This window comes from Martinezella tropici (genome assembly GCF_008370325.1).
GTDB lineage: Bacteria > Pseudomonadota > Alphaproteobacteria > Rhizobiales > Rhizobiaceae > Rhizobium > Rhizobium tropici_B.
In genome coordinates this window covers 1-24281 of sequence record NZ_VNIP01000013.1, presented here as the reverse complement: position 1 = coordinate 24281, position 24281 = coordinate 1, and the positions used below count along the sequence as shown (strand labels likewise).

At 58.1% G+C, this 24281-nt stretch carries 22 protein-coding genes and 5 pseudogenes; 11 read left to right on the top strand and 16 right to left on the bottom strand.

From position 1 onward, the window contains the following. Window positions 1–22: 22 nt before the first annotated feature. Window positions 23–901, bottom strand: coding sequence for an NmrA/HSCARG family protein (locus tag FP026_RS25025; protein ID WP_149637290.1), 879 nt, complete (start codon window positions 899–901; stop codon window positions 23–25). Between the two features lie 121 nt (window positions 902–1022). On the opposite strand from FP026_RS25025, the gene FP026_RS25020 reads away from it, so the two are divergent. The 6 genes and pseudogenes from FP026_RS25020 (at window position 1023) to FP026_RS25000 (ending at window position 6065) form a co-directional block, all read left to right on the top strand. Further along, window positions 1023–1919 (top strand): LysR family transcriptional regulator, encoded by an 897-nt coding sequence (locus tag FP026_RS25020; RefSeq protein ID WP_149637289.1) that lies wholly within the window; start codon window positions 1023–1025, stop codon window positions 1917–1919. Between the two features lie 264 nt (window positions 1920–2183). Next, window positions 2184–2615: pseudogene (locus FP026_RS30330) on the top strand (IS6 family transposase); the annotation flags it as partial. Continuing rightward, window positions 2613–3362 (top strand): annotated as a pseudogene (locus FP026_RS30325) (transposase); the annotation flags it as partial. The pseudogenes FP026_RS30330 and FP026_RS30325, both read left to right, overlap by 3 nt. Window positions 3363–3737: 375 nt before the next feature. Next, the gene (locus FP026_RS25010; protein WP_149637287.1) at window positions 3738–4634 is read left to right on the top strand and encodes a transglutaminase family protein; all 897 of its coding nucleotides are present in this window, start codon (window positions 3738–3740) and stop codon (window positions 4632–4634) included. A gap of 77 nt (window positions 4635–4711) precedes the next feature. Beyond that, entirely contained in the window at window positions 4712–5527 is an 816-nt protein-coding gene (locus FP026_RS25005; protein ID WP_149637286.1) for a transglutaminase-like domain-containing protein, read from the top strand. A 133-nt stretch (window positions 5528–5660) separates the two neighbouring features. Next, window positions 5661–6065, top strand: coding sequence for a Tn3 family transposase (locus FP026_RS25000; RefSeq protein ID WP_149637285.1), 405 nt, complete (start codon window positions 5661–5663; stop codon window positions 6063–6065). Here FP026_RS25000 and FP026_RS24995 read toward each other — a convergent pair. From FP026_RS24995 to FP026_RS24945, 11 genes and pseudogenes are all read right to left on the bottom strand, one after another. Beyond that, window positions 6028–6318, bottom strand: a complete 291-nt coding sequence (locus FP026_RS24995; protein ID WP_149637284.1) for a type II toxin-antitoxin system RelE/ParE family toxin — start codon at window positions 6316–6318, stop codon at window positions 6028–6030. The genes FP026_RS25000 and FP026_RS24995 overlap by 38 nt on opposite strands. Further along, entirely contained in the window at window positions 6315–6560 is a 246-nt protein-coding gene (locus FP026_RS24990) for a CopG family ribbon-helix-helix protein (protein WP_149637283.1), read from the bottom strand. Before FP026_RS24990 ends, FP026_RS24995 begins: the two co-directional genes overlap by 4 nt. 457 nt (window positions 6561–7017) lie before the next feature. Next, window positions 7018–7158, bottom strand: a pseudogene (locus FP026_RS24985) (amidase family protein); the annotation flags it as partial. Between the two features lie 11 nt (window positions 7159–7169). Next, on the bottom strand, window positions 7170–7877 hold the full coding sequence (locus FP026_RS24980) for an ABC transporter ATP-binding protein (protein WP_149637282.1): 708 nt from the start codon (window positions 7875–7877) through the stop codon (window positions 7170–7172). Further along, complete coding sequence (locus FP026_RS24975; RefSeq protein WP_246665439.1) at window positions 7870–9627, bottom strand: branched-chain amino acid ABC transporter ATP-binding protein/permease; 1758 nt, start codon at window positions 9625–9627, stop codon at window positions 7870–7872. The genes FP026_RS24980 and FP026_RS24975 overlap by 8 nt, the downstream gene beginning before the upstream one ends. Then, window positions 9620–10453, bottom strand: coding sequence for a branched-chain amino acid ABC transporter permease (locus tag FP026_RS24970; protein ID WP_149637280.1), 834 nt, complete (start codon window positions 10451–10453; stop codon window positions 9620–9622). The genes FP026_RS24975 and FP026_RS24970 overlap by 8 nt, the downstream gene beginning before the upstream one ends. A 51-nt stretch (window positions 10454–10504) precedes the next feature. Beyond that, window positions 10505–11653, bottom strand: coding sequence for a substrate-binding protein (locus FP026_RS24965; RefSeq protein ID WP_149637279.1), 1149 nt, complete (start codon window positions 11651–11653; stop codon window positions 10505–10507). Between the two features lie 34 nt (window positions 11654–11687). Next, the gene (locus tag FP026_RS24960; RefSeq protein WP_149637278.1) at window positions 11688–12533 is read right to left on the bottom strand and encodes a nitrilase family protein; all 846 of its coding nucleotides are present in this window, start codon (window positions 12531–12533) and stop codon (window positions 11688–11690) included. Window positions 12534–12735: 202 nt separating this feature from the next. Further along, entirely contained in the window at window positions 12736–13353 is a 618-nt protein-coding gene (locus FP026_RS24955) for an ANTAR domain-containing response regulator (protein ID WP_149637277.1), read from the bottom strand. Window position 13354: 1 nt separating this feature from the next. After that, window positions 13355–14488, bottom strand: a complete 1134-nt coding sequence (locus FP026_RS24950) for a transporter substrate-binding domain-containing protein (RefSeq protein ID WP_149637276.1) — start codon at window positions 14486–14488, stop codon at window positions 13355–13357. A 121-nt stretch (window positions 14489–14609) separates the two neighbouring features. Further along, a pseudogene (locus tag FP026_RS24945) lies at window positions 14610–14861 on the bottom strand (hypothetical protein); the annotation flags it as partial. A 157-nt stretch (window positions 14862–15018) separates the two neighbouring features. Between FP026_RS24945 and FP026_RS24940 the strand changes: the two are divergent. Further along, a complete protein-coding gene (locus FP026_RS24940) occupies window positions 15019–16203 on the top strand; it encodes an alpha/beta fold hydrolase (protein WP_246665438.1) in 1185 nt (394 codons plus the stop codon). Window positions 16204–16368: 165 nt separating this feature from the next. Here FP026_RS24940 and FP026_RS24935 read toward each other — a convergent pair whose 3' ends face one another. After that, window positions 16369–17292 (bottom strand): LysR family transcriptional regulator, encoded by a 924-nt coding sequence (locus FP026_RS24935; protein WP_149637275.1) that lies wholly within the window; start codon window positions 17290–17292, stop codon window positions 16369–16371. A gap of 87 nt (window positions 17293–17379) precedes the next feature. On the opposite strand from FP026_RS24935, the gene FP026_RS24930 reads away from it, so the two are divergent. Beyond that, window positions 17380–17787 carry a nuclear transport factor 2 family protein gene (locus tag FP026_RS24930; protein WP_149637274.1) on the top strand — a complete coding sequence of 136 codons (408 nt, stop codon included), beginning with the start codon at window positions 17380–17382 and terminating at the stop codon, window positions 17785–17787. A 240-nt stretch (window positions 17788–18027) separates the two neighbouring features. On the opposite strand, the gene FP026_RS24925 is transcribed toward FP026_RS24930, so the two are convergent. Next, window positions 18028–18966, bottom strand: a complete 939-nt coding sequence (locus tag FP026_RS24925; RefSeq protein WP_246665452.1) for an AraC family transcriptional regulator — start codon at window positions 18964–18966, stop codon at window positions 18028–18030. Window positions 18967–19107: 141 nt separating this feature from the next. Between FP026_RS24925 and FP026_RS24920 the strand changes: the two genes are divergently transcribed. Beyond that, window positions 19108–19470, top strand: a complete 363-nt coding sequence (locus FP026_RS24920; protein WP_188112679.1) for a nuclear transport factor 2 family protein — start codon at window positions 19108–19110, stop codon at window positions 19468–19470. Window positions 19471–19712: 242 nt separating this feature from the next. Here FP026_RS24920 and FP026_RS24915 read toward each other — a convergent pair. After that, window positions 19713–19985: pseudogene (locus FP026_RS24915) on the bottom strand (IS110 family transposase); the annotation flags it as partial. A 324-nt stretch (window positions 19986–20309) separates the two neighbouring features. Then, complete coding sequence (locus FP026_RS24910; protein ID WP_188112678.1) at window positions 20310–21404, bottom strand: lysozyme inhibitor LprI family protein; 1095 nt, start codon at window positions 21402–21404, stop codon at window positions 20310–20312. A 702-nt stretch (window positions 21405–22106) separates the two neighbouring features. On the opposite strand from FP026_RS24910, the gene FP026_RS24905 reads away from it, so the two are divergent. Further along, window positions 22107–23132 (top strand): tetratricopeptide repeat protein, encoded by a 1026-nt coding sequence (locus FP026_RS24905; RefSeq protein ID WP_188112677.1) that lies wholly within the window; start codon window positions 22107–22109, stop codon window positions 23130–23132. 51 nt (window positions 23133–23183) lie between these two features. Beyond that, on the top strand, window positions 23184–24014 hold the full coding sequence (locus FP026_RS24900; protein ID WP_149637269.1) for a hypothetical protein: 831 nt from the start codon (window positions 23184–23186) through the stop codon (window positions 24012–24014). The last annotated feature ends 267 nt before the right edge of the window (window positions 24015–24281 follow it).

The window sequence follows — 24281 nt, the reverse complement described above, 5'->3', positions numbered from 1 at the left end:
TGTTTGATGTACCGTGTGGAACTCAGCCCTTCGCCCACTGGGCGGCGGCGTCCTTTGCGAAGGTCGCGTAGGAGCGGGGCGCGCGACCGAGCAGCTTGGTGAGATGCGCGATGTCGCCGGTGGTCGCGACCGCACCGTCCGTCTGGTAGCGACCGAACATCAGGCGCAGGTCGAGCGCGTGCCATGCGGGCAGCATGGCCTTCATCCGCTGCTCCATCACGGTGAGATCGTCTCCGCCATAACGGATCGCGCGGCCGAGCGCCTCGCTCCAGATTGCCGCGATGGCTTCCCCGGTCAGACTGTCCGGACCAACCAGTTCATAGGTCTCGCGGGCGAGCGGTACGGGCGCCTGTTCCCGGCGGAGCAGTTCGATGGCGGCAGCCTCGCCGATATCACGTATATCGACCATCGAAATCCCCTTCGAGCCGATCGGCGCGCCATACGCGCTGAACTTCGTAAGCGGGTCCTTTTGGCGAAGGTCGTTCTGGATGAAATAGGCCGGGCGCAGGATTGTCGCAGGCAAGTCCAGCGCCTCGATCATCCGCTCGACCGTGTGCTTGCCGGCGAAATGCGGCACGTCCGCATAGGCCTCTCCCTTGAACACCGACAGATAGACAATGCCCTTGACGCCTGCCTCGAGCGCAACCGTCAGCGCCAGCATGGCTTGGGTCAGCTCGTCGGCGACGTTCGGTGCCAGCAGGAACAATGTGCTGACGCCGTCGAGCGCCGCGCGCAGCGAATCCGGATCGGCAAGATCGCCGCGGATCGGCGTCACGCTGGACGGAAGCTGCGCCGTCTCGGGTGAGCGGGTTAGGGCGCGAATGTCAATGTCGCGACCCTGCAGATGGGCGAGGACCTGGGACCCGATGGTCCCCGTGCTGCCGGTAATAAGAATGGCCATGTCGAAAACTCCTCAAAACGTGGCGAAGAGACGGTGTGTCTCGAAGAGGAAAATAGTTGTTTCGATAACGATCAACAGATGGCAATATAGAGATACCTCGTCTCAATTTCGGAACAGCGATATGGATTTGCAGGCCCTATCCGATTTCAACCTCGTCGCTGCCCATGGTGGGTTCGGGCGAGCCAGCCGCGTTTCCGGACGGTCAAAGGCGACCCTCTCGCGCAGGGTTGCGGAACTGGAACAGAACCTCGGTGTGAGGTTGATCGAGCGTGGATCCCAGAGTCTGCGATTGACTGATGAAGGGCGAGCGCTCCACGAGCGTACCTATGGACCGCTGTCGGAAATCGCCGAAGCGAGAGAGGCTGTCGTCCTGGGTGCGTCTACTCCGAGGGGCAGGCTGCGGGTCAGCGCACCAGTGGTGTTCGCCCATGTGGCGCTTCCCAGGATAGGCGCCCGTTTCGCTCTCGCTTATCCGGAGGTCCAGCTCGAGATCGTTGCAGACGATCGCAAGATCGATCCGGTTGAGGATGGCTATGACCTCGTTATCCGGATCGACCCTTCGCCGGACGATCGTCTCGTCGGTCGCCGGTTTCTCAATGACGAGCGGTTGATTGTGGCGCCCCCCGACATGCCGCGCCCTCTGCCGAAGACGGACAACGAAGCATGCGTTGTGAAGGCTGTCCTCCTGGATGCCACCCCGCCGGGTGTCGTCTGGCGGATGGGTTCGGGGGCGGGAATGGATATCGCCCTCAAGCCGGAGCCGGTCATTCGCCTGTCATCGCTCTTGATGGTTCGCGATACCGTCCTGGCGGGTGCGGGCGCAGCCTTGTTACCAAAGCTCCTTGTCGCTGACGATATCGAGGCGGGCCGACTTGCTTACTGGGGAACCCACACCGGCCCGTCGGTTGAAATCTGGGCGCTGCAAAGTTCGCGCCGTCTGGTCGGCGCCAAGGTTCGCGCTTTCCTGGACGTGGTCGAAAAGGCGTTTCCGGAGAAGATCTTCGTTTTGCCAATCTGAGCGGAAGAGTGATCGTAGTGTCACCTTCCATTTAATTCGGGGTCTTCCTCACTTTGTGTGATGACTCCGTCAATTGAGCGGTAGCATGCGTTCTCCGAGCATCCTTCCCGCCAAATCCGCGAAAAGCGGCCGAGTGACCGTCGCCAATCTGCTGATCTGATCTCTGCCTGGCCGCTACTTCACTCAAATTCTCCTCCGCCCGCACGGCGTCGAACGGCATCGTCAACTTAACGAAACGTGGAACTCGATATGCGATGACGAGCCATGACGCATCGTAATCCGCTTTATCGCCGCCATCGCTTTCCCGCTGAGATCATTGCCCACGCTGTGTGGCTCTATTTCCGCTTTCCTCTCAGCCTGCGGATGGTCGAGGACATGCTGGCTGCGCGTGGCATCATTGTCTCGCATCAGACCGTCCGGCTGTGGGCTGAGAAATTCGGCCGTACTTTTGCCAACGAGATCCGCCGGCGCTCATCCGGTCGGTTCGGCGACAAATGGCACCTCGATGATGCCGTCGTATCGATCCGGGGCAAGAAACATTGGCTCTGGCGCGCCGTTGATCAGGACAGCTTTGTTCTGGAGGTTCTCGTGCAAGGCCGCCGCAATGCAAAGGCGGCAAAACGCCTGATGCGCAAGCTGTTGAAGGGCCAGTGCCGGCCACCACGGGTGATGATCACCGACAAGCTTCGGTCGTATGGCCGACGAAGCATTACAAAATGGCTGACGTTTGAAACTGCACCCGATCGACGCAGAGGCGCGCTACAGCCGACATCTCCTCTCTACTTCGAAGCGTTCCTCACCCAGTGTTGGAAGGATGGCAACCGCCGTGGGCGGCATTTGTTTCACGATATCAAGCACCGAGGATACACAGGCAGCTTTTCTAATCTGGAACGCCTCCTAGCGACTTGGCGCCGCGCCGAGAGGCAGGAAACGGATGAGGATAAGGCCGATGCGGCGCCGGCTCGGAATGGGCTCTCCGACAGAGCACCTGACAATTTGCCTGTCCGTGATCCGCAAACCGGTCATTTGATCTCACCCATTGTCGCCGCTACTCTCTGCATAAAGCCGCGCGGTGCATTGACCATCAATCAGGCGCGGAAAGTTAATGCACTTAAGCAGGGGTCACAAACATTCGCCGTTTTGCGCAGCTTCGCAATGCGAGTTCGCGGTATATTTCGCGGCCAAACCTCGGCGAAACTCGAGCAATGGATCGACGATGCCATTCATTCTGGTCTCGCCTTCTTGGCCCGTTTTGCCCGTGTACTTCGCCGCGATATCGATGCCGTCTGTAACGCCATCGATCTGCCTTGGAGCAACGGTCAGGCAGAAGGTCAGATCAACCGTTTGAAGACGATTAAGCGCGCAATGTACGGCAGAGCCGGGCCGGAGCTTCTGAGAGCGCGGATGATGCCGATCAAATTGGCTGAGCTCCACACAAAGTGAGGAAGACCCGCTAATCGTAAGAATCTCGTTTCCAATAATATCAAGCAGTTAGCGTTGCAGATAATTTGAGAATTGGCAGCTAAATTGAGAATATCGATCGGCCCTTGCCACTTAAATGCGGCTGAGCGATACGTCCAATGGCGTTATCACCATCAGTGCTGTAATCGTTAAGCGTGGCAGACGCCGACTGTCCAGCGAACCCTCTCCTTGCCTGTGGCCGGATCACACGCTTTGGCAACCATCGACGGATTGTCCTTGCTTATCGTCCAAGAGACCGCGATGCTTGATATGAGACGAGTTGCCAAACCAAGCGGTGGGTTGCTCGAACCACAGACTTCGCAATTTGGGCTCGCCGCCAGCCATGTCGGAGATTGGATGACCATATTTTCCGTCCGGCACGTCACGGACTATCGATATATGAGACCGGTCGAATTCGGCGAGCACCGTCTGATGTTCAGGCCAAGGGATAGTTTCGACCAGACGCTATTGAGTTCCCACCTGCAGGTTGATCCGCTGCCGGACTACGTTCGATGGATCCATGATGTGTTTGGCAATTGCGTCGCGCTAATCGGGTTTGCTGAAGCCTCGCGAGAACTTCGCTTCGAAACAACCATTCGCCTCGACCACACGCCGAACGTTGCCATCGACCTTCAAATCAATGGGGCGGCCCTGACCTATCCTTTCGCATACGATCCGGAGGAAGCGCTTGATCTGCAATGGACCGTTCATCGCCATTATCCTGATCCAGGGGATGAAGTCGGCAAATGGGCGCGGCAATTCGTGCGGATCGGTCAACCCACGGAAACCGGGCACTTGCTCATGACAATGTGCTACGCGATCCGTGAGGGCTTTACCTATGCCCGCCGATCGGCTCACGGAACGCAAGCTCCGGTGGAGACGCTGCAGCTTCGCCGTGGAACCTGTCGCGATTTTGCGCTGCTGATGATGGAGGCGGCGAGATCGCTTGGGCTCGCCGCCCGCTTCGTCACCGGCTATATCTATGTTCCAGATCGCGACGGCTCGACGACGCTCGGTGGCGGATCAACCCATGCCTGGTGCCAGATCTACCTTCCCGGCGCCGGCTGGGTGGAATTCGACCCCACCAACGGTATCGTCGGCAACCGCGACTTGATCCGGGTCGGTGTCGCCCGCGACCCCAAACAGGCAATACCCCTTTGGGGCAGCTACGATGGCGGCCCATCCGATTTCAGCGACATGTCCGTGCAGGTAAATGTCACGACCGACGATCGTAGCGCCAGGCTCGACGAATGAGGGGAACACCTGCGTTGTCTGTGCGTTGCCGCTGAACAATCGTTTCTGTCGGAATTACTCTTGCAAAGGGCACAACAATGAAGATACGGGCCGGCTTTCACATCGGTTATGAATGCCAGCAGGCCACGCCTATGCTGTTGGTCCTCAACATTCACCCCTCCCGTCGCGCGGATCTTCTCACGGAACAGACCGTAATTTTTGATCGGCCGATCGAGGCTTGGAGCTATATCGACAGTTTTGGTAATGCTTGCAGCCGGATCGTCGCGCCTACGGGATTAACCACGATTTCGACGGAGTTCGAGATCTACGACGGAGGCCTGCCCGATCCTGTGCCGCAACAGGCCTTTCAGCACGATATCAAAGATCTGCCGGATGAGGTGCTGGTATATCTGCTTGGTAGCCGCTACTGCGATACAGACCATTTGGCGGACTTCGCCTGGGAGCAGTTCTCATCCACGCCTGTCGGATGGCCCCGCGTACAAGCAATCCTTGATTTCGTTCACAACCACATCACGTTCGATTATCAAAAGGCAAATCCCCTCCGGACCGCGTTTGGCGCGTATAACGATCGTGTCGGCGTCTGCCGAGACTTCGCGCATCTTGCCATCACGCTTTGCCGCTGCATGAATATTCCAGCACGGTACTGTACAGGCTATCTCGGCGATATCGGCGTTGCGAAGGATCCGAACCCGATGGATTTCAGCGCCTGGTTCGAAGTTTATCTCGGCGGCCATTGGCATACCGTCGATGCCCGGCACAACGCTTCCCGTATTGGCCGTATTCTAATGGCGACCGGCCGTGATGCCACTGATGTGGCGCTCACGACGGCCTTCGGCCCCGCGACACTCGCGCGTTTCGAGGTTTTGACAGAGGAGATTTCAAACGCTGCTTAAACGGTGGCCATTCCTTGTTGTCAGTTGCACGCGCTGGCCCAAGCCTAAGGCCGCCAAAACGAAATAAGTGCCTTCGTCGGGCTGCTGGTTAAATCGGTAAATTTCTCTACTCGATACCGGCGGGATCAGCGACATGAGTTTTGCCCTTTGCCATCTCGTCGGTTTCCAGCTCGTGCCCCGGCTGCGAGGTCTCAAGGATCGCAAGCTCTATCTATTCCCCGGCGACACCCCTCCGGAGAGCCTGGCGTCGCTCGTTGGCGAACCCGTCAATAACGAGCGGATCAAGGCAAACTGGAATGACATTTTACGCCTGGTCATGACGACCCGGTCAGGTCAGGTCCGACCTTCGACCCTGTGGCCAAGCTGTCCGCATCCCCGTCTTCCGCTTGACGCTGACCCTGCCAGGCGGAGGCAGGCCTATGAAGTGCTTCACTATTTCGAACTGATTGTACCTTATCGCGAAATGGCAAGCTGGATATATTTCATATGGAATGCAACACCTAAAGCACTGAAGGCCACCGCTGGTGAGCATGCATGACCGTGAGAATCTCTATGTCCTGCCCAACACGGTAGGGAATAATATACGGTATATCTGCCAGCACCACCTCGCGCGTGCCATTGAGACGACCAACACGGCCCGTTGCGGGAAAATCGGCAAGCATATCTACCGCCGACACGATCCGAGCGACTACCCGCGCTGCGGCGTCTGGATTGTCCTTCTGGATATGTGCACCGATCTCATCAAGCCGTCGAAGCGCTCTCATCGTCCAACGGACGCGCTTTTCGCTCATGATTGACGAGCAGACTTGATGTATTTTCCAATGACTTTCGCCACGTCGCTATCGCTGGCGAATTCGCCCCGATTGGCTTCAGCTAACCCGGCCTCGATCTCGGCAATTTGCCATTCTTCACGAGCAACGTAATCTTCTATAGCTTGGGCCGCCATATAAGAGCGAGAGCGATCGAGTTTTTCCGCGATCTGGTCAAGCTTACTAGCCGTTTCGTCTGAAACGCGCACAGTGAATGCAGTCATAACACCCAACTTTCCTTGGTTCGTTATGACTATCTGTGAACCACTATGGTTCGTCAAGGTTCAACTCGAGCAAGAGCGCTTTCGCACGAAAGCTGCAAATGGCTGCTCTTGAAGGGATTCGAACCAGCGACACTGGTTTTGGACGTCTTTTCGGCGACTATGATGTCCGTCATGTCGTAACAAGCCTTCTGGGATTCTGCGCGCAAGCTGTAGGAGTCGATCAACTGACACGATGGCCGCTCGAGCCGTCGCGTGGTCGTTGAGATCTTGGCGATTAACGAATCGAATTATCAATCAAGGATTGCTTAGAGGCTAGTCCTTTGTTCAAGTCCTCTGCGGCGAGAGTGGCGGCGAATTGCAGATAGCGACACGCACCCGAGAAACGAGCTCGCCAACAAGCGCGCCAGGGCACCTTCGCTCACCGCTCATTCAAGTGACAAGCTCAAGACCAGGGGTTGGCGTTGCCGGCGGCCGCCGGATAACCAGCAACATCGAAAAGATTCTTGACCGCCAGGCGAAGGCCGGAAAGTGGGCAGGCGGCCGCATACCCGACATTGGTCTCCGGATAGGGCATGAATGCGTTCCACCGGTCATCCACTCGCCCTCTCCCTAGATTTTCAGATGCTGCAGAACACGGCCGCGGCTGTCTGGCCCATTGGAACTTTCGTCCTCGATCGTCCCGAGCTTGAGAATAGCCCAGCGATCCGCGACTGAAAGAGCGAAGTCCAGGTTCTGCTCGACCAGAAGGATAGTCGTGCCGCGCTTCTCACGATCATCCCTCAATGCATTGGCGATGTTCTGAACGACGGAGGGCTGCAGGCCTTCAGAGATTTCGTCGATCAGCAGCAGTTTTGGACGCAGCATCAGCGCCCGCGCGAGGATCAGCATTTTCTGCTCGCCGCCCGATAGGGTGCCGGCCTTCTGTGCCAGCCGGTCCTTCAGGAAAGGGAAATAACCGTAGACCCGCTCCAGGGCGGATGCCAGATCCCTGTCGCCTTTGAGCGCAAGACGCAGATTGTCGCGGATGGAGAGATCCTGAAACAACGGCAATTCCTGAGGGGCATAGCCGATTCCGGAAGCGATCAGCTCGGCGGGTTTGCTGTCGCTGATAACAGCACCGTCGACCTCGATCTTGCCTTTGCCGACATGCAGGAAGCCGAGGATCGTCTTCAGCAGCGTCGTTTTGCCCATGCCGTTCTTGCCCATGAGAGCGAAGATCTCCCCCGGCCGGATGGTAAGTGACACGCCATTGACGACATCGACTGCGCCATATCCGCTCGATACGCCGCTGAGCTTGAGTTTGAATTCGTCAGCCATGGGCGCCTCCTGCGTAGATGGTGCGAACCGTTTCGGAATTGACCACGTCATTCACCGTGCCGTCGAGAACGAGCTTGCCCTGGTGGAGAACCACGATGCGGCTCGATATGTCGCGCACGAAATCCAGATCATGTTCGACCAGGATCGCGGCGAACCCCATCTCGTCCGTCAGTTTCTTGAGGATGGTGCCGATCGTCATGCGCTCGGTCTTGGTAAGACCCGCAGTCGGCTCGTCGAGAAGAATGATGCGTGGTTCGAGAGCGACGACCATCGCCAGTTCGAGGGCCTGCCTTTGACCGTGCGACAGCAGTGATACCGGCTTGTCCAGCATATCCGCCATACCTGTCAGTGTCAGGATCTCGACTGCGGCCGCCGGCAGCGTGATCTCAGCAAGCGATCGCATCGGATTGGGTGTCTCATGGCTGAGGCGCGCCATCTTCAGGCATTGGCCGATCGTCATGCTGTCGAAAATGCTGGCGACCTGGAATTTGCGGCCGACGCCGAGCGCAACGATCCTTTCCGGCGCGCGTCCGGCGATGCTCGTTCTGATGATATCCACTTGACCGTCGATCTTCTCGGTACCGTCCGAGAGACAACGCATCAGTGTGGTCTTGCCGGCGCCGTTAGGGCCGACCAGGCTGACGAGTTCTCCCGCGCCAATTTCAAGGTCGATGCCCTTGAGCACGGGGAGGCTTCCATAAGACTTGCCGAGACCGCGGATCGACAGAAGGCTTTTGCCTGCAAAGCCGCCATCATTGAAGGCTGTGCGTGCCGGCAATGACGTCAGAGTGCTGCCGGAGCTTGGCGAGCGCAGGAAGCGTGTTACCAGAGAAGCAAGACCTCCCGGCAAGACGATGATCATAAGGACGAAGAGCGCACCGACGATCAGCTGCCACAGGAAGGGCAGATCGCCGGAGAGGCTGGCGCTCAGATAATCGATGCCGATTGCGCCAAACAGGGGACCGATAATCGTTCCGCGACCGCCGAGCGCGGTCCAGACGACAAGTTCGGTTCCGAACACGAAGCCGGTATTCTCAGGCGCGACGACACCGGACGCGTTGGCGTAGAGAAAGCCCGCAAGGCCACATATGCCGGCAAGAACGCCGGTCAGGGCGATCTTCAGCACAGCCGGATTCATGCCCAGATAGGCGACGCGCGCTTCGTTGTCGCGGATCGCCACGAGCAACCGACCGGCATCGGACCGGACAAAGATCATCGCGAGAACGGCCAGGGTGATGAGGCACAGGCCCGACAGGCGAAAATAGCCGGCAAGCCCGAGCGGCAGCGTGTCGTAGCCGACAAGACCGCTCGAGGAGCCGGTCCAGATGCCGCCGGAGAAGACCAGCTGCGTGATGACGATCGGAACGACGAGCGAAATCACGGTGGCATAAAGCGGCGTCGACGCGTGATAGAACGACAGCCAGCCGACCGCGAGGCCCAGCAGGAGCGGAACGAGGATGGCGGCGGCAAGAGCAAGGACGAACAAGGCCGGACTTGCGCCGATATGCGTCAGAACCATGGCGGTGGCATAGGCGCCGACACCGAAGAATGCTGCCTGCCCGAAGGTGAGAACACCCGTGTAACCCCAGAGCAAGTCGACAGTAATCGCGAGCATGGCGTAGATCATCGACCGCGTGAGGACGTTGAGACTGAAGCGGCCGAGAAACATCGGTCCAAAGACGATCAGCAGGATTGCTGTAAACGCCAGCACCAGCAAAAGGACAAGCCGGAGTTTCTGTCTGTCAGGCACGGGCAAATCCTTTCGGGCGTATACGCAGCACGACCGCGCAGAGGACGGCCACGGTGATGCCGCCGAGGATGGGACTGAAATAGGTGCTGACGAGCACCTGAGCGGCCCCGAAGATGAGACAGGCGGCTGCAAGCGCGCCAAAAGAGGAACCTGCGACCATCACCAGCATGAATGCGCCTGTCAGCCAGGCGACGCCCATATTCGGGTCAACGCTGGTCAATGGGGCGAGCAGCACGCCGGCAAGGGCGGCAAGGCCGGCGCCGATCATGAAAGTTGCGAGCCGCACCTTTTCCGTATCAATACCGAGTACGCGCGCCAGCGTTTCGTTCATGATGACGGCCCGGGCGGAAAGACCAAGCCGTGTTCCATCGAGAAGAAGGGTAAAGCCGAGGCCGAGAGCGATCGCGGCGACGATGGCGAAAAGGCGATAGCATGAATAGCCGACGCCGAACAGATCGAAGGTGCCGGCCAGCAGCGCCGGGGTGAACTGCACGTCGCGGCCAAACCAGAGCGTAATGAGCTGGCCGATGACGATGCCAAGCCCCCAGGTTGCAAGAATGGCGTCAAGCGGCCGGCGATACAGCGGCCGGACGATGAACCGTTCGGCAATACCGCCGAGTACGGCTCCGACCAGGAAGGCAAAGGGAATGGCAAGCCATGGATTGAGGCCGAACCCGCTGACGACGACAGCGCAGTAAGCCCCGATGGTCAACCATGCGCCATGCGCGAAATTGATGATCTTCAACACGCCGAAGATCGCAAGCAGCCCCGCGGCAACGATGAAGAGAATGGCCGCAGTGCTGACGATATCGAGAAAGAGCGTCATGTCTGGAACTCCGATGCTGGAGGCGGGGCACCCTGCCCCGCCACTCTGGTTTCAGAGCTTCGGGCACTGGTTGCCGGGATCGACGTCCTTGAAGCTATCGACGACCGCGACGCTGCCATCATCCTTTACCTGGCCAAGATACATGGTCAGCGGCGCGTGATGCTGCTTGTTCATCGAGATCTTGCCGCGCGGGCCGGTGAAGGATACCTCGGGAAGGGCCTTAAGAACCTTTGCCGTATCGGTGCTGCCGGCCTTCTCGGCGGCTGCCTTGTAAAGGTAGATCGCTTCATATTGCGGAACGGAAAGGTCGTTGGGCGTGCGTAGTTCCTTGCCGAACTTCTTGTCCATGGCCGAGAGAAACGCTTTGTTTTCGGGGCTGTCGATACCGGTGACATAGGAAGCAGAGAGGAAGATGCCCTTAGCATCCGCGCCCATGCTCTTGGCGGTGCCCTCGTCGACGGCGAGATTGCCGTAAGGCAGAGTGACGCCGGCCGAGCGCAATTGCTTGGTTAAGGTCACGTTCGGCGCGCCGCCGGCCGTTGACGTTATAATGGCATCGGCCCCGGAGGCCTTAATCTTGGATATGATCGCCGTCCAATCGCTGCCGTCCATCGGCAGATATTCTTCGCCGACGACCTTAGTACCGGCTTTTTCGATATAGCCCTTGGCGAAACTCAGCATGCCGCGCCCGAAGGCATAATCCGAGCCGATGAGGAAGAATTTCTTTGCGCCCTGTTTGCTCATGAAATTGTCGACGACGGGCGGAATCTGCTGTTCGGGAACCCAGGCATCGACGAAGAGATTGGCGTTGCAGGATTTGCCTTCGTAGAACGACGTGTAGATATATGGCACGTCGCCCTTGGAAAGGATCGGCAGTCCGGCATTGCGCGCCGCACTTGTCTCCATGGAGATGACGACATTCACCTCCTTCTGGAAGACAAGGGAATCGAAGGCCTTTTGCGCGCCGGCCGCACCGGATGCGTCGTCGGCGATCTCAAGCTCCAACGGGCGCCCGAGCACGCCGCCCTTGGCATTGATTTCTTCGACGGCGAGTTCGGCGGCCTGGACGACGGACGGCGCGATCACGCTGTTTGCGCCGGAAAGCCCGACCGGTACGCCGATCTTGATCGGGTCGGCGGCGAAAGCTGCCGTGGCGCATGCCGCCGATGCCAATGCGAGGATGATGGTTTTCATTTGCATTTTGTTCCCTTTTTCTTGATTTGGGTTGATATCATTACCCGTAGACATCTGCGCGGCGGTCACCGAGCAGATGATTGAAGCTGTTGAGCGTGCGGGTTTCCGCCACGCTCGACAGATCGATGTGCGCCAGTAGGATTTCCTCGCGATCCGTGCTCGCCGGACCGGACACGGGCCAGCCTTGAGGACCGACGATAAGGCTGCGGCCGATGAAAGGCTGATCGCGCTCGATGCCGATCCGGTCGGCGCAGGCGATGTAAAGGCCATTGATGTGGGCGGCCGCCTTGTGCAGAATATTGGCCATCGGCTCGGAAGCGTTTTCCGCGCCGGCCATCGGCACCCAGTTGGTGGGCACGCAGACTAGTTCGGCGCCGGCCAGCGCCAGTTCGCGAAACGTTTCCGGAAACCAGCCGTCGTAGCAGATCGCAATACCGATACGCCCGAAGGGCAGATCGAAAACCGGCAGCCCAAGATCGCCTTTTTTGAAAAAGCGATTTTCATTGTTCCAGAGATGAAGCTTGCGGTATTTGCCGATATATCCGTCAGGACCGCAGAGAAGAGCGCTGTTGTAGAACCGGTCGCCGTCCTGCTCGGCTATGCCGCTGACGATGTAAAGGCCAAGCTCCCGGGCGAGACGGCAAAGAACCTCGGCACTCGGGCCGCCGGGCACCGGGCCGGCCATTACCGCAACCTCGTCGCAGTCCCGGAAGCTGTAACCGCTATCGGCCAGCTCCGGTAGGACAAGGATCCCCGCACCCTGGGTTTTCGCCGTCCTCACCAGCTGCTCGATGGCAGCAAGATTATGGACGCGATCACCGACGATCGGTTCGAACTGGACGGTCGCGACGGTTACCGTCCGCGTGGTTGAGGCCTTGACGCTCAATCTTGTCTCCAAACGCAAAAAACCTCTGGCACGGAATTCAATCCGTGAACCAGAGGCTACGTAGCCACAATGTGAAAGCGGCAGCCCTGCCGCTGAGCAAACCTGCTCGTTGCCATTAAGCTTTCACGTAACGATGCGACCGTCAAGCGGCTCTGTCAGACATTTTCAAAAATCGCCGAGCGACAGTGCCGGGGCTTAGAGTTCACTTTTTCACGCCAATGGACAATCCGAGGCTTTTCATCGTGTCTTGTGCGGCAATGATGGATTCGGCGATTGCCGCCATGGGAACGCGCTTCGACGTAGCCTGCTCCCGCAAAAGCTTATAGGCCGCCTCCTCGTCGAGGCCGTTCATGACCCGCAGCGCCGAAACTGCTTTTTCGACCAGCCGGCGGCTTTTCAATGTTTCCTCAAGTTTCTGCACCTTGCCGGCAAGCCTCTTTTCGTAGCTCTGCCGATAACGCGCCAGAGCAAACTGCGTGAGGATGCCGAGAGGCCGTAGCGGTTTGCTGATGACGCCGTGGGCGTTGAGATCGATGATCGCCTGAAGCGCCGTCGGGCTCTCATAGGTCAGGATGGCGATGATCGCCGTTTGCTGGAGGTCAATGATCTGTAGCGCGTGTTCGACGTGCATGTCGTCGACATGCAGGAAGACTGTGTCTACGTCGGGAGGCAAGGTCGGTGGCAACGGCCAGGTCGCCCTGACCTCGCAGCCAAGGCGCTTCAGATGCGCGATCAATGTGTTGCCGTCTTCATCGCGTGGGTGGACCACCAGAACGCGCGCGCGCCGCAGATCCTGAATGATCCTGCTCGGTCCCGTCATCTCAGGCCTCCAGCCAGACGTCTTCAAAACGCGAGGCCGTCAGATATGGGTCTGGCCGGATCGGACCAGGCGCCTGCCAGGCGATGTCGAACAGACCATCGGCCCGCGCCACACCGATGCGCGGATGCAGCCAGAGATGACGGGTATCAGCGTCGAAGTTGATACGGCCTTCCGGTGCGAGAAAATCTTCTATGAGAATTTCTTCGGAGATGCGATGGGTTTCGAGCGAGCCCGCCCGGGCAAGCGCCCGGGCGAAAAGATGAACCTGTGCGTAGGCCGGCTGAGACCAGACGCTCGTGGTCACCGCTTCGCCGAAGCGGCTCTTGAAGGCCCTGACGAAACGGTCATTCGCCTCGTTCTCGACCGTCTGAAAATAAGTCGCCGAGAGAATGTGGCCAGTGCAGGCATCGGCTCCTATCTCGCGTATCTCGGTCTCGGCCATGGTCAAACTGGCGATTGGAACCCGCTTGCGATCGATGCCGGCATCGGCATACATGCGATAAAAGCGTTGTGCAGGCCGTCCGATAATCGTCGAGAAGATCGCATCCGGCTGGAGGCGAACGATGTCGGAAATGACCGACCGCAAAGTTTGCTCGTCGGCATGAAGAGGAAGATATCGCTCGCTGACGACCTCGCCGCCCTTTGCCTCCACCACGTCTCGCATGACCCGATTGGATTCGCGTGGGTAGATATAATCCGCACCGACGAAGAAAATCCGGCGTCCATGGTTGCGCAGGAGATACTCGGCGAGCGCGAAGGTGTTCTGATTGAGGGTGGCGCCGGTGTAGACCACATTCTCGGAATATTCGAAGCCTTCGTACATCGAAGGATAAAACAACAACCCGTTGTGCCGTTCGACAATCGGCAACACGGCTTTGCGGCTGGCCGACATCGACGCGCCGAAGATGATATTGACGTCGTCGTCGGCCAGCAGGCGCCGCGCCAGATTGCGATAGGCGGTTTGATCGCCGCCTGGATCATAGGCGATCGGAACGATGGGCTTGCCAACCACGCCTCCGGCCGCATTAATTTCTTCGATCGCAAGCGCGGTACCAAGAAAGTGCTCGGTTTCCGTAATTTCGCTGATTCCGCTTCTGGAAAAAAGTACTCCCACCCGCCATTCGGAGCTCGTCATCTTCGCCTCTTCCGACGTCGCTGGAGGTTCGATAGCTGGGAATTTTGCAATCCCGCGCGTTCGACTTCCCTACCCTTAGTGCGTTTCCATAGGATGCTGCAAGCGAGTTGAAGGGCTTCACTTACTGAAAATTCCTCACCGTCACCTTCAACCTATCAATATGCCGATCCGGCTCGTAAATCTCGCGCCCCTTCACGACAGCCCTCTCTCGCGAATCCGGGCTGCCAGGCGTCCCATGGGCAAACTCATCGCCACGACCGGTCGGCAGCCTGAACGCCTCATCGCGATCGGCAAGACCGGAAAGCTCGCCTGTCAGATCGAAGAGCTGCTGAGCGACGAGATGCACGACGTCGCCTTCGCGCCGAATATCGCCATACTATGGTAATCACCATAGAAAAGACCAGCGCATGAGTCATCCCATTCGTTTCAAACCATCGATGTCCCGACGAGCCGTCCTGGCGATGGCCGCGGCCACCCTGGCTGCAGCGTCACTTCGCCCGGCTCGCGCAAACCCCATAGGAGGACCTGATTTGACGACATCACCATACGGCGGGGGAACGCTCCCCAAGAACGTCCGCTCGCGCATGATCCATGGGATCAACGGCCTGGACGTTCATATTCTCGAGGGCGGTTACGAAAGCCCCGGCCGGCCGCTCGCGCTGCTTCTGCACGGCTTTCCGGATCTGGCTTACGGTTGGCGACACCTGATCCCAATCCTGGCTGGCGCTGGATACCATGTAGTGGCGCCCGACCAACGGGGTTTTGGCCGCACCACCGGCTGGGTGAATGAGTATGACTCGCCGCTCGCACCCTTCGGCCTCTTGAATATGACGCGCGACGCTCTCGCATTGGTTTCGGCGCTCGGCTATAGGCGTACGGCAATGCTCGTCGGGCACGATCTCGGTTCGCCCGTGGCCGCCTATTGCGCGCTCGCCCGACCTGACGTCTTTCCCTCGGTGGTGCTGATGAGCGCACCGTTCCCTGGTCCGCCGGCGTTTCCGTTCGACACCGCGGACAGCGAAGCACCGCCGGCTCAACCGAATAATGAGGGCCAAAAGCTGGCAGCGGCGCTAGCGGCGCTCGATCCGCCCAGAGAGCATTATCAACAATATCTGAGCTCACGGCGGGCGAACGATGACCTGTGGCGCCCCCCTCAAGGCCTGCACGCGTTTCTTCGTGCATTTTTCTACGTCAAGAGCGGCGACTGGCGGGGAAACAAGCCGTATCCGTTGAAGGGGCGAACCGCGGTAGATCTTGCACAGATGCCCACTTATTACGTGATGGATCTCGGCAAGACGATGCCAGAGACCGTCGCGCCATTCCAACCTTCCGCCGCCGAGGTCCAATCCTGCAAATGGCTCACCGAGCCGGAACTTGGAGTGTACACCGAGGAGTATGGCCGCACCGGATTTCAGGGGGCCCTGCAGGCGTATCGCGTCTTTTCCGATCCCGATCTGAACGCTGAGTTGCGCCTGTATTCCGGCAAGACGATCGATGTCCCGTCGCTGTTCATCGGCGGCACGAGCGATTGGGGCACCTATTCGGCGCCGGGCGCGTTGGATCTCATGAGGACGAAGGCGGCAACGAGGATGGCTGGCATCGAGCTGATCGATGGCGCCGGTCACTGGATCCAGCAGGAGCAGCCGGCGCGGCTCGGCATGCTCCTACTCGCCTTCGTCAAGGAGTTGGATGCGGCGGATCACATTCCCGGTTAGGTCGGGAAACGTCTATCGAGGCTCGTGAAAGTATTGCCGGCGTCCAAATGACCGTCCCGCAATGTCCGTGGGTTTCAGTAGGCCCCTTGGGGTTGGCGGTCCAGGTCTGGCGCTCGCTTCCGGTTTGGGTTTGGCCTGCCGCAACGAGGTGATCCAAGCGGAATGTTAGCAGAATGCCGCCACGTTCTTCCTGAAGAACGTCATTACACGATCCATTCGCGTCGGGTTAAGCGCATGGTTTCGACGGATCATCCACATCGTTGTCGGTTCGCATGCCCACTCGTCAAGCACGGGGGACAAGCTGCCGGCCCGCAATGCGTCCGCCACCAGCCAGTGTGGCGCCCACGCTATGCCGGCTCCGGCGATTGCTGTCCGGGCAACGGCATTGGCATCGTCGAGGATCAGTGCGGGGCTCGGGTACCATCGCAATTCCGAACCTCCACCATCGCGACTGCCAAAGCGCCATGCATCCACGACCCCGGTGCGTTGGTTGCGGAAACCGATAAGATCGTGATTTGACAAGTCACTGGGCGTCGACGGTTCTCCTCGGTTGGACAAATAGGCGGGCGACGCGCAGGCGACCCACGCAAAGTCGAATAGCGTCCGCTGGAGATGCCCAGGGATGCCGTCTACAGTTCCCGCACGCAGCACAATGTCCACCCCATCCTCGGCCAAGTCGATCATGTGATCGCTGCCACGCAAGTCGAGCAAGATATCGGGATGTGCGAGCCTGAAGGCAGAAGTTAGGGGAGCAAGACAGGCGCTGAGAAAAGCGGTTGGCGCGCTAACTCGCACGCGACCCTGGGCACCGTCTCGTGCCGCCGTTGTCAAGGCTGTGTCAACCTGCTCGATGCTGCGAACCGCTTCACGGGCAAGTCCGATCAGTTCCTCACCTTCCGGTGTTAAGGAAAGAGAGTGCGTCGAGCGATTGAGCAGCCGCACTCCTCTCATCTCCTCCAAGCGTGCGATCGTCTTAGAGATGCCTGATGTGGACAAGCCGAGCTGCCGACCTGCTTCGGCGAACGATCCTGTGTCCACGATCCGCACGAAGCATTGCAGCTGAATTGTACTGAGGGTTGGTGTTGACATGGTGTCAATACTGTCACTCCTAGTCCGGCGCTACAAGGTTGGGAGGCGTCATGCGATTTAATCCAAATCAACAGAAGGAAAATCGGCATGGATATGCGACATGTAGAACCATTTCTGAACGCCATGGACGCCGGCGAGGTGGACAAACTCGGCGAACATTTGAGTGACGACGTCGTGCTGCTCAGCCCGTTTGTCGTCGATCCATTCGTTGGTCGCGATGCCGTCGTTAAGGTGTTGGGTGTGCTGCATTCGGGTGTCGACTCATTTACGACAGAAGAGGTCATCGCGGGCGATAAGCGCGCTGCGGTGATGCTGCGCATCCGGGCTGGCGGTATTGAAGTGACGGGCGTGGACGATATGCGGATCGGCGAGGACGGCCGTATCGCAAGCATGTCGGTCCAGTGGCGGCCGCTTGCCAACATCGTAGCGATACAACAGCGGCTTGCTCCCTTAATCGGCGCGCCGGTGCTGGAGCTCATCGAAAAGCGGGCGTGAGTGCACCGGCTCTAAGAGCATGCCGTTGCCAATTGACAATCGCTCAGGTCCTCTGCAAATCCCGACGTGCCTTGGAGATACCCTTGTTAGCGCCAGCGGCAACGAGGCTGCGCCCCGCTGGTGCTCCCGCACGGCGGGGCGCCACCATCGTCAATGGGGCTTCTCGATTTCGGCAGGGTTTGACTCGGAGCCGCCTGAGGTTCGGACCATAGCCACCCTTAATGCCGGCAGCCTTGGCACTCATTTCCTGACCAATGTCCGATCAGATTGCAGTGTCTCGGTTGCCTCGGTCCCGCATGCGCGCGCGAACTGAGTGGGGGAACAGCCGACTGTCCTTGTGAAAGCCGAGCTGAAGGCGCTCGACGAGCCGAATCCTACGGAAAACGCGATCTGCGCGACCGTCTTCGTACCGTTCTGGAGTTCGTCCTTCGCCAATGCGATGCGCCATCGCAGCAAATACTCGATCGGTCCCACTCCGAAAACGCGCCTGAATCTTGTGGCGAAACCCGCTCGTGACACGCCGCAGAGTTTTGCCAGTTCGGCGACAGTCCAATTGCGTGCGACATCTCGATGCATCGCGGCGATGGCTCTTTCCGTATATCGATCGGCCAGTCCGGCCAGGAGCCCTTTCTTTTCCGCATTTATGCCGGCAAAGCCGCTCCGAAGGATTTCGACAAGGATCAGCTCGACCAGCCGTATGATCACGAATTCGCTCGCCGGGCCAGGCGAGCGGGCTTCCGCTTCGTTCATCGCCAGCAGGGCTCGGATCCGCCCGACGGACGGGTCGGAAGCCGAGACTCCCACAGTTTGCGGAAGCAGCTCCTCAAGGAGATCGTGGTTCGCCGTGGAAACGATGAATTTTCCGGCATGAAGCGTCGTCTGTCGATCGTCGCCGGAGCCGAGCCGAAGTCGCTTGCTCTTTGAAGACGTGACGGCACTCTCGCTATCGACAGCAATTGCGGAGCTGCTTGAAGCGAGCCTAAAGGGCGTCGACGCCCGGATCAGGAGAAAATCTCCCTGCCTGAGCAGGAGCGATTGATGATCTGGCCGAATAACGAGGCATTGCCCCTGTTCCACCCAACAGAAGAGAAGGTCGTTGCGCTCACGGAATCCAAGAGCCCATTCTCCCGACGCGTCGACACCGGCGAAGAGTACGGCTCGCGGGCGAAGAATCCGCACGATGTCAAGCAATACGTCCGCCAAATTTAGACTTTCGATAATCAACAATATATTTTCAATTATCGACAGTATATCGGATCGGACCTACATCCAAGTGGCTTGGCGGTCTTGGCGGCTATTGCTACTTGGAAGGATCTTAAAGTGAGCCCTGAAACGTTGAAAAATAACTGGAAGGCATATCTTGCGGCCTATGGGGCTATCGACGCCAATGAACGGGAACGGTTGCTCCAGCAAAGCGTCGCTGACGATATCGTCTTCACAAATCCTGGAGGTCGAGGTGAGCGCCGCACCGGTCTCATTGCTCATATTCAGGACTTCCAGAAAAAGATGCCAGGCACTTACTTCGAGACGGAGAAGATTTTCATCCATCACGGCGAGTTGCTGACGATTTGGTCCATGCATCGGCCTGACGGGATGAAGGTAGCGACGGGATACAACTTTGTAAGGCCGGATGACACCGGGCGGTTCGTTTACATGGCTGGTTTCTTCGGCAACTCGGCCTAGGCGCAAAGACCGCGCCTCTCTGGCGTGAGGATCCGCACGATTGTCGCGAACCCTCTCCGTTGTCTCCGCCACCTTGACAACCTGCGGCTTAATCGACCCGAAACCAGCCGAGGTGACGGAATAACGTCCCGGTACCGTTAACCGCGCAAGGCGGTTGCGACGAGGCTCTGCATCGATGTGGTTGGACGACCGATCAGCCGACCAAGGGCGCCTCCGTCGTCGAACAAAGCTCCGCGCGAGGCAGCGGCGTCGTTCTTCTGGCGCTTCACGAAAGGGCGGACATATTGCGGAGCGATCAGCCTGACCTCGTGCCCCACTTTGACCAATTCACGGGCCCAGTAATGGGCGCTACCGCAGGCTTCCATAATCACAATCGCTGGCGGCTGTTCCGATAGGAAGCGGAGAAACTGTCCTCGTGACAGTTTCTTTCGATACCGTACTTCGCCCGCCATCGTTGCTGCGTGCAGCACGAAAACATTCTTTGCCAGATCCACCCCGATCAACGTGTCTTTCATTTTGCCGTCTTCTCCGTCCTGTGGGCTACAACCACATCATCTTGGCATATTGCAATGCCGTGAGGGGAGGACGGCAACCACCCCATCTTGTTCTGGCCCCAGTAGGGCAGTTCGTTGCACTCAACGTGTCTTCCTCTTCGCTCCACCGATGGAAGTTGCCGGCAGGCAATATTGCCCTTGCCTTCTGGGTGGCGCCAGAAGCACTTGTCGAGCCGAATCCGGTCTGGGATGAGGGGTTAACAGCAGCCCAAGACAACAGCAACGCTGCCCTCTTGACGCCCCACGAAGCCGGCCGGGCGGATCCGTCGCTGGGTCGCAACTTGCCTATCGGCTAAGCCGGCTCTCCAACTGCCAGGCGCGCTCGGCAGTCGCCAGCGCTGCACAGTCTACAGCGTTGATCAACTCTGCGGTACCGCCGGCTTTATCGGCCTCGCATTGATTGTCACGTTGTCCGATCCAGGCTCGCTGCTCGTCTCGCAAGTGTGTCGCAGCTCCCTTTCCTAGCGTTGCAAGGAGGGTGCGATAAACGCTGTTTAGGCGCTCATCCTGATATTTGTATTCTGCGTTAACGCAGTCTCGCATTAGGACGGTAATTCCGCCTGCTTTGCCGGCGCATGCAAGATAGGAGGGACGAATTCCATAGTCATTCGTCGCATCTCCACTTGCTGACTGTTTTGATGTCCTTGCCTGCTCTAGATCGGAAGATGCCTTCTCGTCGACACGCCTGTAGATCCGAGAAAAGCTGACGTTGATCCCACCGCACATGCGGTTGTCGCCGACGACGAGATAGCGCCCGAGCTGGCTCATTTTTACCCGGCAAAGGCCGGGGACAGACTGGTCCTTATAAGGAAGCAGCTTCTCGCTTTTTCCTGCATCGCCAGGCTCGTAGCCGAACTGAGCCTGAGGCTGCGTACCGTCGATAAGCGCAGCAAACTGGCCGCCTTCTCTGCCGTTGCCGAACTGGAGGTCGGCCTTGGCGTCGATGCGGATCTTATCACTTTGGGGCTTTGCCGTGATTGTTGTGTCACCGTCGCCCCAGCGCCCCACCCAATGAGGGGAGAGCGACTTTTGAACCAACCGATTCAGCGGCAACCAGCCAGCGGTTTCGTCGTCGTCTGCACGCTTTGCCGGGCTGTGATATTCAGCGCAAGCCTTGTCGCCATCGACCCTGCTGACGACAACTTGATCGCCAGGCAAAAGAAAAGCGCCTTTCTTGCAGAAGACCGAGCGTTCGGGGCACTGAAATTCGACTTTGTCACCCGGCTGGACCTCGTAGAGGCGGGCCGCGAGCGGATCGTCATCGATGGCATCGAAGCCGAAGCAATCTTTCTTTTGTTGGGCAGCATTGGCAAGAACGGAAATGGACACCGCCGAAGCTGCCAGTGCGAGACGGCTAAAGGCCTTGAGCCAGAAATTCATTGCTGTTATTCCTCCTACGAGACGGCGCTTCCAAGACCAGCAAACCGCGATAAAACGGTCGCTCTGCCAGCCTCTAAAACGGTGGCCTGAACCTCCTCGCCCCGCACAATCGAGCCGACCTCTGGGCATTTTCGCACCTCACCGTGATACTGTTTGCTCGGCGAATACAGGTCGGCCACAACCTCGTTCGGCGGGGTCGCACAGGATGCTAGAAAGAGGAGAGTTAGAAGCGGAAGCAAGGTTGCAAATTTCATCGGAAGGCGAGCACTTTGATGTGAGAACGAGGAGGATTGCTCATCCGACATGAGGTTTTGCATACCACTCCACGGACGATGCTGCCCTAAAGATCGCCTCACGCCTCCGACCTAGACGATGAAACAGGTCCGTCTGCCGGCAGGTTGGGCGGTCGTCTGAAGACAATGTGAATGTCGACAATCGTCCCTCCAATCGAACTTCATGCTCAGCATTTCAAGAATCTCCGCTCAAGATCATTTCAAATCATGTTATTCGGCAGTGAAGCAAGAGTTCCTCCCGTGCACAATCGTCCACAACGGGTGCACCAGCGTTTGGATTTCAGGAATCGACTGGAGGAATATCGCGGCAGACGCTAGCTACTCCCTGCCGCTCGATGAAAATCCTATACCAACGTTGAGCAAGCATTCCTTTTGAGGCTCTGAGGGATTGATGCGAAGGTTCGTACTGTTGCTTGCACTTTTCGGCACCGCAGACGCCGCATATGCCAAAGACATATGCATAAGCGGGGAAGACGCGGCCACGACATTGCCCGCATGCCTGGCCGTTGCTCAAGACGTGACGCAGACACCCCTGGATCGATCATTTGCTTACAGTAGCGCCGGCTATATCAAGCTTGAGAACCAGGAGCTTGATCTTGCCGAGGATTACTTCAGCCGAGCGCTAACGTTCGATGCGAATTCCGACATCGCCTATGCCGGGCGTGGTGTTGCCGAATTTGCGAAAGCCGCCTACGAGCAAGCCATTGCTGATGCCAAAAAAGCGGTGGAATTGAAGCCTGACGCCCATCCTGAATCCTATCTCATCCTTGGAACTCTCGCCGACCGCAATGGCGACCACGAAGCAAGAATTGACTATATGAACATGGCCATTGCACTGGCGCCGGAATATGCGGAAGCCTATGCCGGACGCGGCAATGGTTACCTTGCGGAGAACAGATACGATTTGGCTTTGGCCGACTTCAACAAGGCGGTTGCCCTCAAGCCCGAATTGTCAGGCCCGTTGCAGCAGAATTTCGAGATCATTTATATCGAACGAGGCGGCCTCCGGGAAAAAGACGAAAACTTCGGCGCAGCGATCGACGATTATACACGGGCTCTGCAACTAAACCCTCTCAACATAAGGGCGCTCAACGATCGGGGCGATGCCTACAACATGACTGGCAATTTCGACCGCGCCATTGCGGATTTCACCAAAGCCATCGAGAGCGATCCGTCCTATTCTTATGCCTATACCAATCGAGGCCTTTCGTATTTCAAAATGGGCGATAACGATCAGGCTCTACGCGACCTCAATAGCGCGATTGAACTTAATGATCATTCGAACCTGTCTTACTTCATTCGAGGCGAAATTTACCGCAGCAAATCGGATTTTAAGGCGGCTTTGGCCGACTTTCAAAAGGCATTCGAACTGACGCCTGCCGATGATCCCCACCGTACCAATATGCTGTCAGCAATTGAATCCGTGAAAGAGTGATACCACCGTCACCTTCAATCTGTCGTCAAAGCACAAAAAGGATATTTCGCCTTGGCTAAGACCGTCTCTTACGCCCCTGCGTTTGCCACCAACTCCCTCAGTTCGGCTGCTATCAGCCCAACGCCGCGCCAGGTTCGGTCGGCGTTGTGGGCACTGTGTGTTTCAATCGCGAGTGCAGGCATGCTCCTTTCTGGGTGCACGGGCGTGTCCTCTCCTGATCCTCAGCAGCAGTTTGTAGAGGCGCAAAAGAGCAGCAGGGCTGTCTACGACAAGAGTCTCGCATCGTACCGCACGATCGCCGCCAATCCTGACATTCATAGTCGCGAACAGGTTCTCGGTGCCTATCAGGAGCTTTTGTATCAATATTCCAATGCCGCGATGAGCTGGGTGCGCGCAATTGATCCGCCCGCACGTCAGACACTCCCTCCCTCTGTGCAGCCGCTTTCTGAGCCATCAGGAACGCCTACATTGACAGACGTAAATCGCGCCTATGAACAAGCGCTCCAATTGAACGCCGCTATGTGGGAAATTGATCAGGCGGCATTCTGGGGCCGACCCTCCAATACCGTGGTACCGAAATACACAGGTATCACGCTATTCATGCCTGAGGCTCCTCCGCTTCCACCGTTGCAGGACGCTCGTGATCCTGCATATGCGAGGCTAGTCGCCATGACGAAGGAAGTGGACGCAGCGCAGAAGGCGGATATTGGCAATGAACGAGAAGCGCTCGCCAAACAGCAAGCCGAGCAAGCTGCATGGAGCGCGGCTCATATCGACCATCGATACGATAACATTGACCCGAGGACGGGATTGCCATATCCGGCACCGCAACAGATGGAGCAACGCTGGTGCTATCAGAACGGGGGGCGATTCCCATGTTAAGGATGCGCATCGATCGCCCAGCGAAAGCACGATGTTCGGATAGTGAGGTCCATGGACGCGGGTGAGTAGCTGTCGAAGGACTACTGATATACCGTATGCTCTTGAAGCGAACCACTGTCACTACAAATGCTCAGCGTACATTATTCAAGCAAATCCCGCGCCCAAACCTTTGGCGCATCAACGCAAATGAATTCGCACAACCCGCAGGTGAATTGTCAGCTCACAATCTCAAATGAGCACGCTAGGGTAAGCGCCAAGGCGGGGCCG